Source organism: Pseudomonas sp. GW821-FHT03A09 (assembly GCF_059421065.1).
The window spans coordinates 109,609-125,771 of the sequence record NZ_JBWKUX010000005.1; the positions used below are offsets into that span (position 1 = coordinate 109,609).

Annotated in this window: 16 protein-coding genes; 6 read left to right on the plus strand and 10 right to left on the minus strand. The window is 55.6% G+C overall.

What is annotated here, in order from left to right; all coding sequences use genetic code 11:
- The first annotated feature begins 79 nt into the window (after positions 1–79).
- Positions 80–301 carry a YgdI/YgdR family lipoprotein gene (locus tag AC07V4_RS10845; protein WP_492636324.1) on the plus strand — a complete coding sequence of 74 codons (222 nt, stop codon included), beginning with the start codon at positions 80–82 and terminating at the stop codon, positions 299–301.
- Between the two features lie 56 nt (positions 302–357).
- On the opposite strand, the gene AC07V4_RS10850 is transcribed toward AC07V4_RS10845, so the two are convergent.
- From AC07V4_RS10850 to AC07V4_RS10865, 4 genes are all read right to left on the minus strand, one after another.
- Positions 358–1,248, minus strand: a complete 891-nt coding sequence (locus tag AC07V4_RS10850) for a pseudouridine synthase (protein WP_492636323.1) — start codon at positions 1,246–1,248, stop codon at positions 358–360.
- Between the two features lie 72 nt (positions 1,249–1,320).
- Positions 1,321–1,656: a hypothetical protein gene (locus AC07V4_RS10855; protein WP_017529348.1), complete on the minus strand. Its 336-nt coding sequence runs from the start codon at positions 1,654–1,656 to the stop codon at positions 1,321–1,323.
- Between the two features lie 74 nt (positions 1,657–1,730).
- Positions 1,731–1,967, minus strand: coding sequence for a glutaredoxin family protein (locus tag AC07V4_RS10860; RefSeq protein WP_431751420.1), 237 nt, complete (start codon positions 1,965–1,967; stop codon positions 1,731–1,733).
- A gap of 156 nt (positions 1,968–2,123) precedes the next feature.
- A complete protein-coding gene (locus tag AC07V4_RS10865) occupies positions 2,124–3,332 on the minus strand; it encodes an ammonium transporter (protein WP_492636322.1) in 1,209 nt (402 codons plus the stop codon).
- Between the two features lie 347 nt (positions 3,333–3,679).
- Between AC07V4_RS10865 and AC07V4_RS10870 the strand changes: the two genes are divergently transcribed.
- The 5 genes from AC07V4_RS10870 to AC07V4_RS10890 all read left to right on the plus strand — a co-directional run bounded on the left by AC07V4_RS10870 (position 3,680) and on the right by AC07V4_RS10890 (position 6,839).
- On the plus strand, positions 3,680–3,994 hold the full coding sequence (locus tag AC07V4_RS10870) for an ElaB/YgaM/YqjD family protein (protein WP_431751422.1): 315 nt from the start codon (positions 3,680–3,682) through the stop codon (positions 3,992–3,994).
- A 2-nt stretch (positions 3,995–3,996) separates the two neighbouring features.
- A complete protein-coding gene (locus AC07V4_RS10875) occupies positions 3,997–4,383 on the plus strand; it encodes a phage holin family protein (RefSeq protein WP_492636321.1) in 387 nt (128 codons plus the stop codon).
- On the plus strand, positions 4,380–4,718 hold the full coding sequence (locus AC07V4_RS10880) for a hypothetical protein (RefSeq protein ID WP_492636320.1): 339 nt from the start codon (positions 4,380–4,382) through the stop codon (positions 4,716–4,718). Before AC07V4_RS10875 ends, AC07V4_RS10880 begins: the two co-directional genes overlap by 4 nt.
- Before the next feature lie 147 nt (positions 4,719–4,865).
- A complete protein-coding gene (locus AC07V4_RS10885) occupies positions 4,866–6,143 on the plus strand; it encodes a hypothetical protein (RefSeq protein ID WP_492636319.1) in 1,278 nt (425 codons plus the stop codon).
- 201 nt (positions 6,144–6,344) lie between these two features.
- A complete protein-coding gene (locus tag AC07V4_RS10890; protein ID WP_492636318.1) occupies positions 6,345–6,839 on the plus strand; it encodes a YuaE family lipoprotein in 495 nt (164 codons plus the stop codon).
- An 85-nt stretch (positions 6,840–6,924) separates the two neighbouring features.
- Here the strand turns inward: AC07V4_RS10890 and AC07V4_RS10895 are convergent, their stop codons facing one another.
- The 6 genes from AC07V4_RS10895 to AC07V4_RS10920 all read right to left on the minus strand — a co-directional run.
- Positions 6,925–7,623: a response regulator gene (locus AC07V4_RS10895; RefSeq protein ID WP_492636317.1), complete on the minus strand. Its 699-nt coding sequence runs from the start codon at positions 7,621–7,623 to the stop codon at positions 6,925–6,927.
- A gap of 56 nt (positions 7,624–7,679) precedes the next feature.
- Positions 7,680–9,596, minus strand: coding sequence for a TolC family protein (locus tag AC07V4_RS10900; RefSeq protein ID WP_492636316.1), 1,917 nt, complete (start codon positions 9,594–9,596; stop codon positions 7,680–7,682).
- 2 nt (positions 9,597–9,598) lie between these two features.
- The gene (locus tag AC07V4_RS10905; protein ID WP_431751429.1) at positions 9,599–10,831 is read right to left on the minus strand and encodes an HlyD family type I secretion periplasmic adaptor subunit; all 1,233 of its coding nucleotides are present in this window, start codon (positions 10,829–10,831) and stop codon (positions 9,599–9,601) included.
- A 7-nt stretch (positions 10,832–10,838) separates the two neighbouring features.
- The gene (locus AC07V4_RS10910) at positions 10,839–13,136 is read right to left on the minus strand and encodes a type I secretion system permease/ATPase (RefSeq protein WP_492636315.1); all 2,298 of its coding nucleotides are present in this window, start codon (positions 13,134–13,136) and stop codon (positions 10,839–10,841) included.
- A gap of 481 nt (positions 13,137–13,617) precedes the next feature.
- On the minus strand, positions 13,618–14,505 hold the full coding sequence (locus AC07V4_RS10915) for an OmpA family protein (RefSeq protein WP_492636314.1): 888 nt from the start codon (positions 14,503–14,505) through the stop codon (positions 13,618–13,620).
- A 116-nt stretch (positions 14,506–14,621) separates the two neighbouring features.
- Positions 14,622–16,163 (minus strand): Ig-like domain-containing protein (locus tag AC07V4_RS10920; RefSeq protein WP_493075018.1); only part of this gene is annotated, 1,542 nt, incomplete at its 5' end.

Consider the following 16,163-nt stretch of genomic DNA (forward strand, 5'->3'; position numbering starts at 1 on the left):
TCAGCGCACCAGGAACTTTGGCGACGCCCTGCGCGTCACAAGGTCAGCTATTCAAAAGTATTCTCTCGGAGACAATCTCATGACTCAACGGACCATCGCCGCTCTCATGCTTGCACTGGGCCTCGCTACCCTTGCCGGTTGCGCGTCGCCAACAGTGATCACCCTGAATGACGGTCGCGAAATCCAGGCCGTCGACACCCCGACTTTCGACAAAGCGTCGGGCTTCTACGAATTCAAACAGCTCGATGGTAAGGAAACCCGGATCAACAAGGATCAGGTTCGCACCGTTAAAGAGCTGTAAGTCTTAACGCTTGTCTGCCAAGGCCCGCCTCGTGCGGGCCTTGTCGTTTCTGCGGGTTACCAGTCGAGGGTGATCCGGCTGCGAAAATCCCGTGGTTCAGCAGTAACCGGGTCAATAAAACGCACGCCCTGGGCCAGCAGCTTCAGGGGCTTGGCGTAGTCGTCCTCGGCATCCTTGATCACGTCGGGATAGAACGGGTCATTGCAGATACTCGCGCCGAGCGCAGTCATGTGCACGCGCAGCTGGTGCTTTTTCCCGGTCACGGGGAACAGACCGTAACGCCATAGATCGCCATGTTTTTCCCGCACTTCCACGGCCGTTTCGGTGTTGCTGGCACCAGGTCCCTCCTGCATCCGGAAGAACGGTTCGCCGTCCACCAGGCGGCTTTTATGCACCAGGGGGAAGGTCAGGTTCGGCAACGCCGGGGCAATGGCTTCGTAGAATTTATCGATGCGCCGCGTGGGAAACAGCTGCTGGTAAGCGGAGCGGCTTTGCGGGTTGGCCGAGAACAGCACCAGCCCCGCCGTGTGCCGGTCAATACGATGCAGGGGCACCAGCGAGGGATTGTCCAGACGACGAATCAGGCGGCGCAACAGGGTGTGTTCGACGTACTCACCGGCCGGGGTCACCGGCAGGAAATGGGGTTTGTCCGCTACCACCAGGTGCTCATCGGCATACAGGATGGTTTCCTGTACGGGAATCACCTTCTCATTGGGCACTTCACGGAAGTAGTAGATGCACAGGCCTTCCTTGTAAGCCAGGCTCTGGCTGATCGGGCTGCCATTCACATCCAGCACCCGACCGCGTGCGATGCGGTCCAACCAGTGTTCACGGCTGATGGCCGCAAAGTGGTCGCACAGGCAATCCAGCACCGTGGCCCAAGGGCCAGGAGGCAGATACAAGGTGCTGGCTTGGTGCTGGGAGGCGGAAAAACCCGAAGTGCTCATGAAGATGCTCGAAACCCGGAAGAACAAGCCGGCATTATCCCGCAAGGAGCGGGACTGAGCCTAGGGTTGATCTCAGGCTTTGGCCAATTGCGCTCTCAGGATGGGCGAGGCACTCGCCGCCTCGGTAAACTCCTTGAGCCAGCGCAGCACATCCACCGCTTCCCAGCGGCCGGGGTCGTACAGCGCGTACAACAAGCCCTGATATCCCACCACATCCAATTGCTTGTGATAACCGGCGCGCTGGAACAACGCCTCGATCTCCGCAAAGCAGGTGTTGAAATGCACTTTGTTAAACGGCGTCTTGCCTTCCGTGACCAGGCCGTCGAGGCGCAGCTCGTTCACCGCGTCGCGCACGACATCGGCGGACATGCGATTGACGCTGCTTTTCAGTTGTTCAACATTCACCACGGGCGTTCCCTCTATTCAATCGCTGTACAAACATACAGTAACGTAATATTTAGAAACCCGCCATCGGATAACACTCAACGAAGGAAGGCCACCACCTGTTGTGTGTCAAAAGGCCAATCCAGTTCCATCCCCGTATCCACCCGGCGAAGCACCGGAATTCGCAGGCCGTAGGCTTCGGTCAGGTCGTCGGGGTCGGTGATATCCACCAGCTCCACCAGCAATCCGTGCTCGACGAGCGGTATGATTTCGGCTTCGGCAATCTCACAAAGATGACAACCCAGGGTGCCGAACAACTGGCATTCAGGAAGCATGACGAAAGGACCTGATCAGAAAACAGGCGATCATTCTAAGCCCGCTGACTGCCTGAAGCCCACCACCACAAAAAACGGCCCCAGATCGCCATGGCCTATAACTGACTCAGCGATTCTCACGCTTCTTGCCCAGCTGTCCGCAGGCAAAGCCACAGATCAATCCTGACTGACCGCGCCGATTTTATGGATCGACAGGTCGGCGCCGTAATATTCCTCTTCCTGGCTCAGGCGCAGGCCGTGCACGCGCTTGATCAGGCCGTACACCAGCAGGCCGCCGACCAGTGCCACCGTCACGCCAAGGGCAGTGCCGATCAATTGGCTGATGAGGCTGACACCGCCCAGGCCGCCCAAGGCCGTCTGGCCGAAGATGCCACACGCGATACCGCCCCATACGCCGCACAGGCCATGTAGCGGCCACACACCCAGTACGTCGTCGATCTTCCAGCGATCCTGGGCCGCGATGAAGAACCATACAAACAACCCACCCGCGACCGCACCGGTGACCAGCGCGCCCACCGGGTGCATCAAGTCTGAACCGGCGCAGATCGCCACCAGCCCAGCCAGCGGGCCGTTATGCAGGAAGCCCGGGTCATTGCGGCCGATGATCAGCGCCGCAACCGTGCCACCGACCATCGCCATCAACGAGTTGACGGCGACAAGGCCGCTGACGCCATTGAGGGTTTGCGCGCTCATAACGTTAAAGCCGAACCAGCCGACGATCAGAATCCACGAGCCCAACGCCAGGAACGGAATGCTCGACGGTGCAAACGCCACCAGCCGCCCTTCCCTGTATCGTCCATTACGCGGGCCCAATAGCAGCACCGCCGCCAGCGCCAGCCAGCCGCCCATGGCGTGGACCACAACGGAACCGGCAAAGTCATGGAAGCTGGCGCCAAAGGTTGCGAGCAGCCAGGCTTGCACGCCGAAATTGCCGTTCCACACCAGGCCTTCGAAAAACGGATAGATAAACGCTACGATCAGCGCGGTAGCGCATAACTGAGGGGCGAACTTTGCGCGCTCGGCAATGCCCCCGGAAATGATCGCCGGGATCGCCGCCGCGAACGTCAGCAGGAAGAAGAACTTCACCAGGCCGTAGCCGTGATCGGCGCTGATCACCGCCGCCGGCTGCATGAAGCTCACGCCGTAAGAGATCCAATAGCCTATAAAGAAATAGGCCAAGGTGGAGATGGCGAAGTCGCTGAGGATCTTCGACAAGGCATTCACCTGGTTTTTCTGGCGCACCGTGCCGACTTCCAGGAACGCGAAACCGGCGTGCATGGCCAGGACCATGACCGCCCCGATCAAAATGAACAGGGTGTTGGAGCTGTGGACTAGGGTAGCCACCGCGCTTTGTATATTTTCCATGGAGGTTGGCAGGCCTGCATTAAAGGCAAAAAGCACCAAAGCGGTTCAAGCCAGGGTATCGCGCACTAAATTGGCACCAGCGCCCCCCCCCCTCTTCAGAGGGCGTGAACCGCTTTAGCGCAGCGATCAACACAACAGGCCGTTGCCGACAGGGTTTTTCCGCGAGTTTCAGTTATTTAGGGTAAGGTTTTTCAAGGCATTAGCCGCAGCCCGCCCAGATTCAGCGCAGCCCTCGGGGAGGCGCACCAAGGCAAAGCAAAAGCTGTACCAGACAATTGCACTGAACCTTCACCGAAGCCGGTGACTCGAAATCATACGTACCGAATCAGCCACTCACGGAGATAACCATGGCCAGAAAAACGGCAAAGACTGCTCAAGAAATACTGATGGAAGATTTTCAGACCCTGGTTGCCGACACTGAGAAACTGCTGGACGACACCGCCGTACTGGCCGGTGACCAGGCCGATGAGTTGCGCAGCAAGATTCATGAAAGCCTGCTCAAGGCCCGCGAGACCCTGCAACTGACCGAAGACTCCCTGCGTGAACGTGGCCAGGCAGCCGTCGCCGCCACCGAGGATTACGTGCAGGCCAACCCTTGGCAGTCGGTCGGCATCGCCGCTGGCGTGGGCTTTCTGATCGGCCTGCTGGCTACAAGGCGCTAATCATGTCTATCGGCGAAACCGAGTCGTCCAAGGGCGCAAGCTCAACCTCACGACGCCTGGGCGCGGCCGTTCTGGGCTTGTTGCACAGCCACGTCGAACTGTTTGGCATCGAACTGCAGGAACAGAAGGCGCGCACCGTCAGCCTGTTGTTGTTTGCCGGGCTGGCGCTGGTGTTTGCCCTACTGTTGCTGGTGGGGTTGTCGGCGCTGGTGATGATCCTGGTATGGGACACCTACCGGCTCACGGGGATCATCAGTCTCTGCGTGTTTTACATCCTGGCCGCAGCGTTCTGCGGGTTGCGCTTGAAAGCGGCGATCTTCGATGAATCCACGCCCTTCCACGCCACGCTTGAAGAGTTGGCCAATGACCGGGAGCGCCTGCTGCCATGAGCTTGACTGAAATCCCACCCTCCACTTCACGCCGGGAAATGCGCAAGGCGTTAATCCGCCTGCGCATGGAAATGCATCGCCAGGAGATTCGCCACGAATCCCAACAACTGCTAGCGCCCCTGCACAAAATGCGCGACATACGCCATAACTGGCAAGACAGCCTGGGCATCAAGCATGCGCCGCTATGGGGCGTGGCGGCGGTGACGCTGCTGGGCTTTTTTACCGGCAAAGGCGCCAAGGGCGGCAGTATCAGCAGCCTGACGCGCCTGGTGCGATTGGGTGCCGGGTTGATCCCTCTGATCAAGCTGGCCCTGCAAGGCGCGCGTAAAGGCTGAACTGCGCGGGCTGTATTCTTGCCGATAGAATCGGCCCGCCCTTCATCAGACGGTCATTGGGATGACGTTTTTGAGACGTTTCGCAAGGGCGATACACCCGGCACGGGCTTAACATGGTGGACATATTTTATGTCACGAGGCCATCCCGTGCGCCAATCACAGCCAGCGCGTCCATTTCAGCCACGCAATATTCCCTCACAGAGCAAATTGAGCTCATTTGCGGCTCAGTTTCGCCACGCGATGGCACAACAGGATTACTCTGCCGCTCGCCTTTGCTGTGAAAAAGCACTGAGCATGATGCCGGGAAATATGTCGGTGTTCAGTGACTATGCATTGTGTCTGTTGCGGGAAGGCAAACATGCAGCTTCGTATAACGCCTACCGGCAAATCTATCAGTCCCCGCAACGTGCCAACGCGTCGGCTACATGGCTTGACGGACTGACCGAGGTTTGTGGTTGGTTAGGTAAAACGGATGAGTTGCGTCGTTACGGAAACGAGTCACTGACGTCTGCTGACAACGCCCTGAAAGATTGCAAAAAGTGGGAGCTATCACAGACGCCAGTAAAACCATTCGATGCCAGCCATCCTGAAAAAAACGTGATTGCATACAGTCTTTACGGTGATCAGCCACGTTACTGCGAAACGTTGATCGAGAATGCCTCGCTTGCTCGTGAACTCTACCCCGCCTGGACGTGCAGGGTTTATCTGGATAACAGCGTTCCGGACCACGTCAAGACCCGCCTGCAAAACGCAGGAATGGTGCTGATCGACATGAGCGATGAAAAAGAAATATTACCGACCCTTTGGCGCTTTCTGGTCATGGATGACCCGAGTGTTGAGCGTTTCATCGTTCGAGATGCTGACTCCCTTCTTTCAGAGCGCGAAGCCGCAGCGGTAGAAGAGTGGTTGGACTCACCCTTTCACTTCCACCATATGCGCGACTATTTCACCCATACGGAGTTATTGCTGGCAGGGATGTGGGGTGGTGTGAATGGGTGCTTCCCGCCTGTCGAAGGGATGATGCGGGCATTTATCCATCAGTATCAGGGCAGCGAGCGTTTCACCGATCAATCCTTTCTTCGCCAAGTCCTGTGGCCGACGATCAGGGAAAGCCTGTTAAGCCATGACGAGATATTTGGTTTTCATCACGCGCAGCGTTGGCCGCAACATAAGCCAATCAGGTGGCAGCAAGCCGCGTTCCATGTCGGCAGCAACACCTCTTACTCCAGCCTTAGAGGTCAATGCGAACTGCCCGCGGGAGAGCGGCAACCGGTAGATCTGATCCGCCAAGGCATGACGGTCCGGTATTACGCTACGGTAAAGAATGGCGAGTGGCTCCTCGGCGTACCTTTCTTTCTCGTCGATGAGTTCAAAGCTGGAGCGATGCAGGTGGTCGCGTCTCCAACCAGCGGACCTCGTCCATGATTCCTACATAAATTTGTAGCGATTCTGACAGCCTTTACTCGTCATTCCCTTGTTTTTTTACTAGTATCCTTCGTCTACGCACTCACAGGGAGAGACTGAGTACCTTGAGGCTAGAAGCTGACACTCAATCATTGAATGAGTTATTACCGTCACCCAGAACGTAACAACTCAGGCAACAATAATGACTCCTTGGTGAAACCGATGAAAAAGATTTCCGGCATGGTTGTATTGGTAGGGCTTGCGGTCTCGGGATGCGCTACAAAAACCCCAGAAAAACCCAGCGTGACACCAGCGCCTGCTGTCGCCCAGCAAGCCTCCCGTGTACCCGCACCGCCAGCAGCAACTCCGCCAATCCGATACGAAACCGCATCTGCGAATACCAGCTCGGAAACCGCAACCCCTACCGCATCGGCGGCGGCTCAACCAGAATCCGCACTCAGCTCAAACCAGCTGCGCGTCCAACAATGCCGTAAAGAGCTGGATACACTAAAGCTCTACAACAAAGCGTCTTACGATAAATACGAGGCTGAATTCCAGACCATCGCCAGCAAGACCAATAAATACATGCAGATCAAAGACTCAATCAGTCCTGACATCAACGATATGGCGATGCCGGGCTATCAATTTCAAATTCGTGAGTTCTGCTTCCGAGTCAAGACTCGTCTGTCGCAGCTTGTGATTCGCCAAGCCCGATAATGAATAATCTTTAGGGCGTGCCTTACGCCCTAAAGATTCTAAACCGCCTGAACACGTTTTTTCTGATGGGGAGTATCCCCGGTAATCAACCAATAAACAGGTCTTTAAATTTAAACAGTTCAGAATCGCTGTCCAAACCAAGTTTGCGCAAGGCAGACTGCTTTTGTCCACTGATCGTTTTACGACTACGGCTCAGTTTTAATCCGATAGCTGAAACACTCAGCCCACCCAGAAAGTAGCGAATAACCTCCAATTCCTTCGGTGATAACTCACGAAGCGAAATTTCAGCCTCTTCGCCTTCAGGTCGAACAGGAACAAAAGGCAGCATACTTTTTTCTGCGACGGCAAACTTGTCCAGTTCGTGTTGCATATCGGCAGTCAAAAAAAGCTTTCCAGTGGCTACATGGCGAATAGCATCGATCAACTCTTCCAGCTCTTTACTCTTCCCAATAAAGCCTTTCACCCCCGCCTTTACCACCAACTGGACCACGGCAGCGCTTTCAACAGAGGAATACAATAAAATCTTTATATCTGGGTAGTGCAACATCAGGTGTTTAACCAGCTGAAGACCATCCATGCTCTTACTGCCCTCAAGCATGTAGTCGAGCACAAGAACATCAACTACCCCACTGTCCAGGTAGGGAATGATTTCATCGCGACTTTTACAACTGGCAGTCAGAACCATATCCGGCTCGTGCTCCAGGCTGAACTCGACAGCTCTACGAACCAACGGATGATCGTCAACCACTCCCACGCGAAGCACGTTGGGCGCATTGGAAATCATAACTGCTTCCTCATTGTAAACATCCATCCATTAAGACTCGAACAACGATGCCAGCTTCAAATTGAATGATTGTTCAACCAACTTATCAAGGTTCCAGAGCTCGCGTAGCTTCGGATGATGGCTGCGTAGCCATCAAAACGGCTGCTTACTTCACTGACCCTGTTGTTATAGTAATCAGTCTCCGAACTTAATACATCAAGCAAAGTACGTTTACCTAGATGGTACCATTGATCAAAAAAATCCACCCGAATACGATTGGTCTCCGCGGCCAAGCTATGATAAAGAACCGCACGCTCGAGCAATGAGCTGGCATCTTGATTGGCGGCCCTGATCCGCTGTTCCAAATCCCGTTGCTGATCTTCTACCAAATAGCTGCTCGCCTCGGCACGCGCCAGTGCAGCACGCTCTGCAGCCCGGGTGGATCCACCTCGAAACAGCCCCCAACTGGCCTGTAGACCTGTTTCATAGGCCTGTCGGCGTCCCAACTCATCCTGACCGGTGTTCTTGCTGACGACCCAACTGAACGTCGGTAATCCCGAAGCTCGAACAACCGCAGCCTCATGCTCGGCGGCCTGCTTATCGGCCCTCGCTTTCAGAACAGTCGGATGCGACTCCACCATACTCAGTTGGCTTTGCGGGTCGGGAAGGCGCAAGTTCCACTGGGTGGAGGGTGGCAACGTAATCGAAGACTCTCCCAACAAACGCTGAAGAATAATCTCCGTATCACGGGCTTTGGCCACGGCGGCATCAAGTTGCGACTGAGCGGAAAGCAATCTTCCTGTTGCCTGGGTCAACTCACTCTTTCGCCCCTGATCCACGGCCACGATCCCTTGCAGCATTTTCGTTAACTCTTTCATACGCGCGACGAAATCCTGACTGACGGCAATGACCAAGCGTTGTTTACTCAGTTCGGTCAGCGCACTGGTCACGTCCCATGCGGTGGATTCCGACTCCGCGCTGATCGTCAGCGTAGCGGCTTCGGCCTGGGCCTCACGCGTTTTGATGGTGTTACTGGTCTGGCCAAAATCATACAGAGTCGTGGCCATGTTGAGGTTCAGGGATACAGGGTCCTTATTGTCATTGTCCTGGCGATAACCACTGCCGAAGTTAAGACCTTTACTGTTGCTGGTAACATTCACCTGCGGCCAGCGCTGCCCTTTCGCTTCATCGATACTCTCTTTAGCAGCGTCCGCTTGCGAACGACTGCTATGGATTTTTGGGTTGATGCTCAGGGCCTGCATGACCGCTTGGGAAAACAGAGCCCTGACTTCACTTTCGGAAAGCGAATTTTCCAGCTCGGCACGCGACGGTTTCCGTTGGCCGGGTAATGCAGCGCTCGCGCGTAAGTTGAGCAAAGAAACCCCCTCAGACTGTGGCGTGCTCCTGTCAACGACAGGCGTCGCCAAAGGAGCGCTCACAACTGGAGTCGCAGCCTCACGTTGAACGGGTGGCTCAGAGGGCTTGGGCAACGGTGCATCAGCCGGCCTGACAATAGGCTGACTGGCAATAACCGCCGGGCGCACCGGGTCGACGCTACTCATCATCTGGGGTGAGAGCGACTTGCTCTGCTGAACTTCCACTGGAGCGGGAGACGGCTTGGCAGGGACGACCACCACAGGAGCCGCAGTCTCACGTAGAACGGGTGGCTCGGGAGGCGTAGGCAACGGCGCGTCAGCAGGGCGGACAATCGGCTGGCTCGCAATAACCACCGGGGGCACCGGAGCGACGTCACTCATAATTATGGGGGGTGAGAACGACGTGCTCTGCTGAGCCTCCGCTGGCGCGGGAGACGGCTTGGCAGGCACGACGGGAGCTGGCTTATTGACCGCACCGTGTCGTAGCTCGGCAAACATCAGTAATTCATCATCGCCTTCCGACGCGAGTGCAACGTTATCGCTGAAGCCGTATAGCGCCAGCGCGATGGATAAACTCAACAAACGCACTGGATACCATGAAGTTTTTTCTCTAGACATGATCAACGCTCACGAAAGGCTTCACGAGCCTTGAAAACTGGCTTCAGCAGGTAGTCAAGAATGGTCTTTTCACCTGTCTTGATTTCGACGTTTGCGACCATACCGGGGATGATAGGCAGCGCCTTGCCGCCCGCCTCAAGGCTGCTTTTATCGGTCAGAATCATCACGCGATAATAGATAGCGTCAGGGCGCCCGGCGGCGGCTTTCTGATCGTCTTTCAGGGTGTCCGGGCTGATCGTCTCAATCTGTCCGTTAAGGCCGCCGTAGATGGCGTAGTCATAAGCGGTGATCTTCACCGTCGCCTTGAGTCCTGGGTGTAGAAACGCCACATCGGATGGCCGGATCTGCGCTTCGACCAGCAGTTGATCCTCCAGCGGTATGATCTCCAGAATCCGCTCACCCGGCTGTATAACGCCACCAATGGTGCTGACGCGGATATTTTTCACGGTGCCACGCAGCGGCGCGGTGATGGTGGTGCGCTCGACCACGTCCGCACGTCCGACCAGGTTCTCCGTCGTCTGGGCCAGTTCAAGCTCAAGCTTGGTCAGCTCGGTATTGGCCTCGGACTGAAAGCGATTCTTCCGGTCTGCTATCTGAGAAATCAGGTCGTTAGCCTGGCGGCGCATACGCAGCAGCTCGACTTCCGACATCAGCCCCCGAGCGGCCAATGGTTCAGCGAGGGCAATTTCTCGCATCGACAGCTCATAGCTTTTTTGCAACGCGCCAACACTCGCATCCTGGGATTTTTTGCGTGATCGGTAGGCACTGGTTTCGAGTTCCACTTCGCGAGGAACGGCAAGCACCTCCTTGTCGAACACCAGCGGAATATCGAACGCCTCTGCGCGTAAACGCGCGATGGTGGCCTTTAGGCCGACAGCTTTACTTTGCACTTCCTGGAAACTGGACTGAGCCCGAGTGGGGTCCATCTGCAGCAGCGCTTGCCCACGCTCGACAATGTCCCCTTCGTGCACTTTCATACTGGCGAGAATGCCGCCCTCCAGGCTTTGGATCACCTGTTCACGGCCTTTGGAAATAACCTTGGCTTCGCCACGCGTAATTTCCTCCACGCGAGCAAAATGCGCCCAGACCAGGCCACCCACCAGGACAAACATGACCATATAAAGCACCAGCTTGGAGCCGGGTGTTGTTTGTGCGAGCAGCGACTCATGGATGTCACTCATGAAGGCAGAGTCGTTGCGCGAAATTTCCTGTTTCTTAGCTTTAAATAACATCATGACCCTCTCAGACCGAAGCCGGCTGGTGTTCAGGTGCCGTTGATGAATTCCCGGCAGGAGGCATCGCCGCATCCACGGAATGGACTCTGTTTACCCGGCTTGCCGCAGGCGTCGCGGGCTTTTGCTGCAGCTTCGCCAGCACCGTATCTTTCGGTCCGTCCAACACGACCTGGCCTTCCTCGACGACAATAATTCTGTCAACCAGCGCCAACATCGATGGACGATGCGTGACTACGATGAGCGTTTGTTGCTGGACGGCCAGTTTCAACTGAGTGATGAAATACTGTTCTGTCTGAGAGTCCATCGCACTGGTAGGCTCATCCATCAGCAGCAGTGTGGGATTGGCAATTAAGGTCCGGGCCAGGGCAATCAGCTGTCGCTGACCTCCAGACAAGCTGTCACCGCTCTCACCGACGGGCAGATTGATCCCCGCAGGGTGCCGGGCGGCTACCTGGTCGAGGCCGGTCAGTTTGAGGACGCGCAGCAGTTCACGCGCGGTGGCATCCTGGCAACCAATCATCACGTTCTCACGCAACGTACCGTGAAACAGGCGTGCGGACTGGCCCACGAAACCCACGGACCGATGCCAGTCCGCAGGGTCGATCTGACTGACATCCAGGTCGTCAGCGAACATCTGGCCCTTGACCGGTTGGTACAGGCGAGCAATCAGTCTCAGTAACGTGGATTTGCCACTGCCGATGCGCCCGATGATCGCCACGCGCTCTCCGGCTTGGATACTCAGGCTGACGCCTTTGAGTACTTCCGGGTTCGGTTGCATAGGTGGGGCGGGATAGGAGAAGTTCACGCCCTGTAATTTGATATTCCCGCTGATCTCCGGGTGCGGCAGATAGCTACAGGTCTTGTCACGATCGACAGGCATTTCCATCAGTTTATTCAGCGCGTCCAGTGCGGCTTTGGCCTGCTGAAAACGGACTGCCAGTCCTACGACCTGGCTCAGCGGTGCGGTACAGCGACCGGCGAGCATGACCGTACCAATCAGTGCGCCCATGGTCAGCGTACCGGCGTCGATCAAATAAACGCCGGTGACAATCAACGCTACTGTCTGAAACTGTTGCAAGAAGGCCGCAACACCCGTCGCAATGGCTGAATATTGTTTGGATCTCGTTCCCGATGCGGACTGCATCGCACTGAACCTCTGCCAGCGGCGCTGCATCCAGGCTTCACCGTTGGTAGATTTCAGCGTTTCCATTCCCTCAATGGATTCAATCAGCACGCCTTGTTTCAGGGAGGCTTCTCGCAGGTTGTCCTTCATGACTCGGGCAAGCGGCCACTGAATACCTACGCTCACCACGATAATCAGCGGGATCATCAGCGTCGGTATCCAGGCCAGTGGCCCACCGATTGCAAAAATGACCCCCAGGAAGAGCAAAACGAACGGCAGATCGGTAATCACCGCCAGCGTGGCTGAGGCGATGAAATCACGCACCGACTCGAATTCGCGGATTTGATTCGCAAAGCTGCCTGAGGAGGCAGGCTTATGTTCCATACGGACGGCCAGCGCCTGTCGGAATAAAATACTGCCCAGTACCAGGTCGGCTTTTTTCCCGGCCACGTCGATCAAATGCGCGCGGATGTAGCGGGTCACGGCTTCGAAAACCATTGCCAACGTCACACCGATGGCCAACGACCACAGCGTCACGAATGCCTGGTTGGGGATCACGCGGTCATAGACGTTCATCGTGAAAAAAACGCTGGCCAACGCCAACAGGTTCACCAGGACGGCAGCAATCGCGGCACTTCGGTAGTAACGACGGTAGCGCCACAGCGTGCTGAACAACCAGTGGCCCTTGGGCTGAGGCAACGGATCGCTATCGCTGGTTTCCACCTTCGCCATGGGTTTAACCAGAATCGCGTAACCGGCGTAATAGGTCATCAGCTCGGCGTGAGGTACTTCGACCGGTTGATCGCTCACTTCCGGCAGTATGATTTGATACGCCAGGTCTCGTTTACCGTCCGAATTAACGAATGCGCGGCGGGACAGCACAATGCATCCCGCAGACCCGTCACGGATGAGAATAATGGGCATCACTTGCTCGGGTAGCTCTTGCAACCCACGCTCGACCAAGCCACCAGTCAACCCGGCGTTTTCCAGTGCCTTGAGCGCCAATGAGGGTGTCAGTGACCCGGCACGCGGTAGACCGGCCAGTAATCCCTGGTCTGTTTTTCCCAAGCCATAATGGTGGCAGATCCAGGAAACACTCCGCAGCAGGCTGTCGTCGAGGCGGGTAAAAGGCTTTACCTCCACAGCCTCCTCACCCGCCATCGGCTCGGCTTCATTTCGCATATGCTGTTCTCCGTGCAATCAACGTAGGTTGAACAGCGTCTACACAAAAAAGGCATCGCTGCATGAGTCAGAAAATTCTGACACTGGTACGTAGAAGCGCAGGACAAGACATGTCTCAAATTTGCTTTTCCCCTCAGCGCCAAGACCATTCAATTGACATAAGCCATTGGTTTTCTGGAGGAAAGTGAGTGCCGGCATTGCAAGGGCCTGCCAGGTGCTTGGGACAATGCCTACGAGAGTTTGGGAAGGAGCGACGGGGCCGCGAGTGTTGAACGAACCGGCGCTTAAGAGGTGGGATACACGAGGAGTAACTAGCGAAGTCCTTTGCCGATAAGAGCAGGACATGAATGTCGAAACGGGATTAATTGCTGACGCCTTTACCGGGAAAAAAGCGCGGGACGGATGATTCCGTCCCGCGAAGTTAACATCACAACAAGGTGTGAGCGGTTAAGACGTGATGGCTAACGCCGTCACTCACTGTTCACTCTGCAGCGGCACTGCTGCCATCGACACGCACGCTAACGCGACGGTTTGGCGCATAGCAGGCAATCTTTTCGGCTTTGCTGCCATAGCAGTCAGTCACCACCGGCTCGCCCATACCGGCACTCGTGGCGGTAATGTCGCGCGCTGCAATACCGGCTTGAATCATCAGCAAACGCACGGTTTCCGCACGGCGCTGACCCAGCAGCATATTGGTGTTCTCGGCGCCAATCTGGTCGGTATGCCCCGTGACCTGAATGCTGCGAATGCTGCTGTTTTCACCGCGGATTTTTTGTACCAGTTCGGTAATAGCCCGGTGTCCTTCCGTAGTGATGTTACTGCGATCGGCTTTACCGAAACGGAACAACACATCGCCCGAAAGCGTGTAGTCCTTAGGTTTTTCCTCCACGTACTGACACGCCTCAACCGCCGATGCGCGCGACAACAGATTAACCTGTGTCTTCATGGCGCGCAGGGCTTTCTCGGCATCCGCACGGGTTAGCCGTTGGGGTTTACCATCTTGTTGGTTACCCACCTTCAGGAAGTAAGTTTTGCCAGCCTCCAGAGTGTCACTCCAAGGTTGATCGCGTTTGCCTTGATACAGCGGCGCATCCTTGATGAAAGCCCCCAGGCTGTGAGTGCCGGGTTTAACGCAGAAAGTGGTAAACCCATTAGGCAATAGCGCCGACTGAAACTCGCCGTCGATATAGACGTTAGCACTGCCCGCAGCCTGATCAGCCTCGCGGAAAAACACCACCTGCGCCTGGCTCGGGCTCACCCCTGCAACAGGAGAATAACCCTTGCCAAATATCTCTGCAGCCTGAGCGGACAACACGAAAAAAGCGCCGCCGATTAACACGCTCAAGGCGCAAGTTTTGAAAACATTCATAACTTCTCCACGGCCTCACAACGAGGCCGATATTCAAAAGGGGGTAAGTAAAAATCGGTTAAGCCCAGAAGCCTGACGTCGCCCACTATCGGCAGCGACGTCAGGTTTACAGGGGATTAATGAAGATTGGTTGTTACACCCTCCTGAACCAGCAGTTCAACGTTCATGGCGCTGTTCTGGTATACCTCGTAACGGACGCCTGCAACTTCCACGGCTTCTGCCGCTTTCGCCCAGTCCGCTGGATCGGTGCCCTCAAGCTCTGCTTCGAGATTAACGACGTCGCCTTCGTCACCTTTCACCATCATCTGAACTTTGCCATCGTTGATGAACAAGTCTTTCTCACCAAAGTGCAGCACATCATTCAAACTTAGATTCAAGGTGTTATCACCATTACCAGTAATATCTACTGTTTCAATAGATTTTACTTGATCACTTACCGCGCTGAGATCCAGAACCTGATCTGCACCGTTTAACAACAGGATATCGCCTTTACCTTCCTGCTCCTGGATTTCAACGTTCGGTGTAGTGGCTTCATCCTGAGCTGCGAGATGTTCAACACCACTAGTATCGGTACTCTCGTCGTCTACAGAAGCAATGCCAAACGCCGTTGTACCCGATGGAGCCGTCCATCTGACATCATCAATAGAATAGAGGTCAGGTGATATCGGTGGATTTGACACTCCGGTGCTAAACGAGCCAATCGCAATGTCAATACGTCCGATCAATCTCCCGGTTGGCGCGGTGTAACTATTTAGTCCACTGACGGATAGCCCGGTTGTAATAACCTGGCCTGCGGTATCGTAAACCGTATATGTTGTCTTGGTTCTCGATGATTGGTAAGCATCATTCACGTTAATCATTTGGAAACTTACAGCAGTCATACCGTCAAACCGCAGCGACAAGTCACTAGCAACACCTAACCCATGGCTACTTCCAACACCCTGACCAAGTACTGTCCCCGCATTTTCCGGAGGTATACCAAACATTGGTGTACCCAGCGTAAGTTTCAAACCATTCGGCGTCGTGACGAGCGCTCCCGCACCATACTTCGTATTTAGAGCAATCGCTTCGAAGTTTTCAAAACCACTCGTTACCGGCGACACGATATTAACCGAACGACTCGTTGCCCCACTGGTATTCCCCGCCGCGTCCGTTGCCGTAACGCTAAAGGTATGGTTACCCAATGCCAGTCCTGCAGGCGGCGTCCAGGTCCAGTTACCACCAGTAGCCGTGACGCTATATACCGTGCCGTTATCCACGGTAATACGTACAGTGCTACCTGCTTCGGCGGTACCGTTCAGCGTTGGGGTGCTGTCGTCAGTATCGCCACCATTCGCGATATTACCCGTTGCACTACCCACGTTATCCATCACGCTGGTAATTACCGGCGCGTTCGGAGCAGTGGTATCAATAATGATCTGACGCGTCGCCGAATCAGCGGAGACGTTGCCCGCCACATCGGTGGCCGTAGCCTTGAAATTATAGGTCGTGCCGTTGGTCAATGCCGCTGGCGTGTACGTCCAGTTGCCACCGGTAGCGACGACGCTGCCCAGCAAGGTGACGCCGTTGTAGATACGCACAACACTGCCGGCTTCGGCGGTACCGTTCAACGTTGGTGTGGTGTCGTTGGTTCGACCGCCGTTGGCGATGTCTCCAGT

What these genes read in the sequence shown, in the direction of transcription:
- AC07V4_RS10845 (WP_492636324.1), top strand. Translation starts at nt 80, where the DNA reads ATGACTCAACGGACCATCGCCGCTCTCATGCTTGCACTGGGCCTCGCT.
- AC07V4_RS10850 (WP_492636323.1), bottom strand. Translation starts at nt 1,248, where the DNA reads ATGAGCACTTCGGGTTTTTCCGCCTCCCAGCACCAAGCCAGCACCTTG.
- AC07V4_RS10860 (WP_431751420.1), bottom strand. Translation starts at nt 1,967, where the DNA reads ATGCTTCCTGAATGCCAGTTGTTCGGCACCCTGGGTTGTCATCTTTGT.
- AC07V4_RS10865 (WP_492636322.1), bottom strand. Translation starts at nt 3,332, where the DNA reads ATGGAAAATATACAAAGCGCGGTGGCTACCCTAGTCCACAGCTCCAAC.
- AC07V4_RS10870 (WP_431751422.1), top strand. Translation starts at nt 3,680, where the DNA reads ATGGCCAGAAAAACGGCAAAGACTGCTCAAGAAATACTGATGGAAGAT.
- AC07V4_RS10875 (WP_492636321.1), top strand. Translation starts at nt 3,997, where the DNA reads ATGTCTATCGGCGAAACCGAGTCGTCCAAGGGCGCAAGCTCAACCTCA.
- AC07V4_RS10880 (WP_492636320.1), top strand. Translation starts at nt 4,380, where the DNA reads ATGAGCTTGACTGAAATCCCACCCTCCACTTCACGCCGGGAAATGCGC.
- AC07V4_RS10890 (WP_492636318.1), top strand. Translation starts at nt 6,345, where the DNA reads ATGAAAAAGATTTCCGGCATGGTTGTATTGGTAGGGCTTGCGGTCTCG.
- AC07V4_RS10895 (WP_492636317.1), bottom strand. Translation starts at nt 7,623, where the DNA reads ATGATTTCCAATGCGCCCAACGTGCTTCGCGTGGGAGTGGTTGACGAT.
- AC07V4_RS10900 (WP_492636316.1), bottom strand. Translation starts at nt 9,596, where the DNA reads ATGTCTAGAGAAAAAACTTCATGGTATCCAGTGCGTTTGTTGAGTTTA.
- AC07V4_RS10905 (WP_431751429.1), bottom strand. Translation starts at nt 10,831, where the DNA reads ATGATGTTATTTAAAGCTAAGAAACAGGAAATTTCGCGCAACGACTCT.
- AC07V4_RS10910 (WP_492636315.1), bottom strand. Translation starts at nt 13,136, where the DNA reads ATGCGAAATGAAGCCGAGCCGATGGCGGGTGAGGAGGCTGTGGAGGTA.
- AC07V4_RS10915 (WP_492636314.1), bottom strand. Translation starts at nt 14,505, where the DNA reads ATGAATGTTTTCAAAACTTGCGCCTTGAGCGTGTTAATCGGCGGCGCT.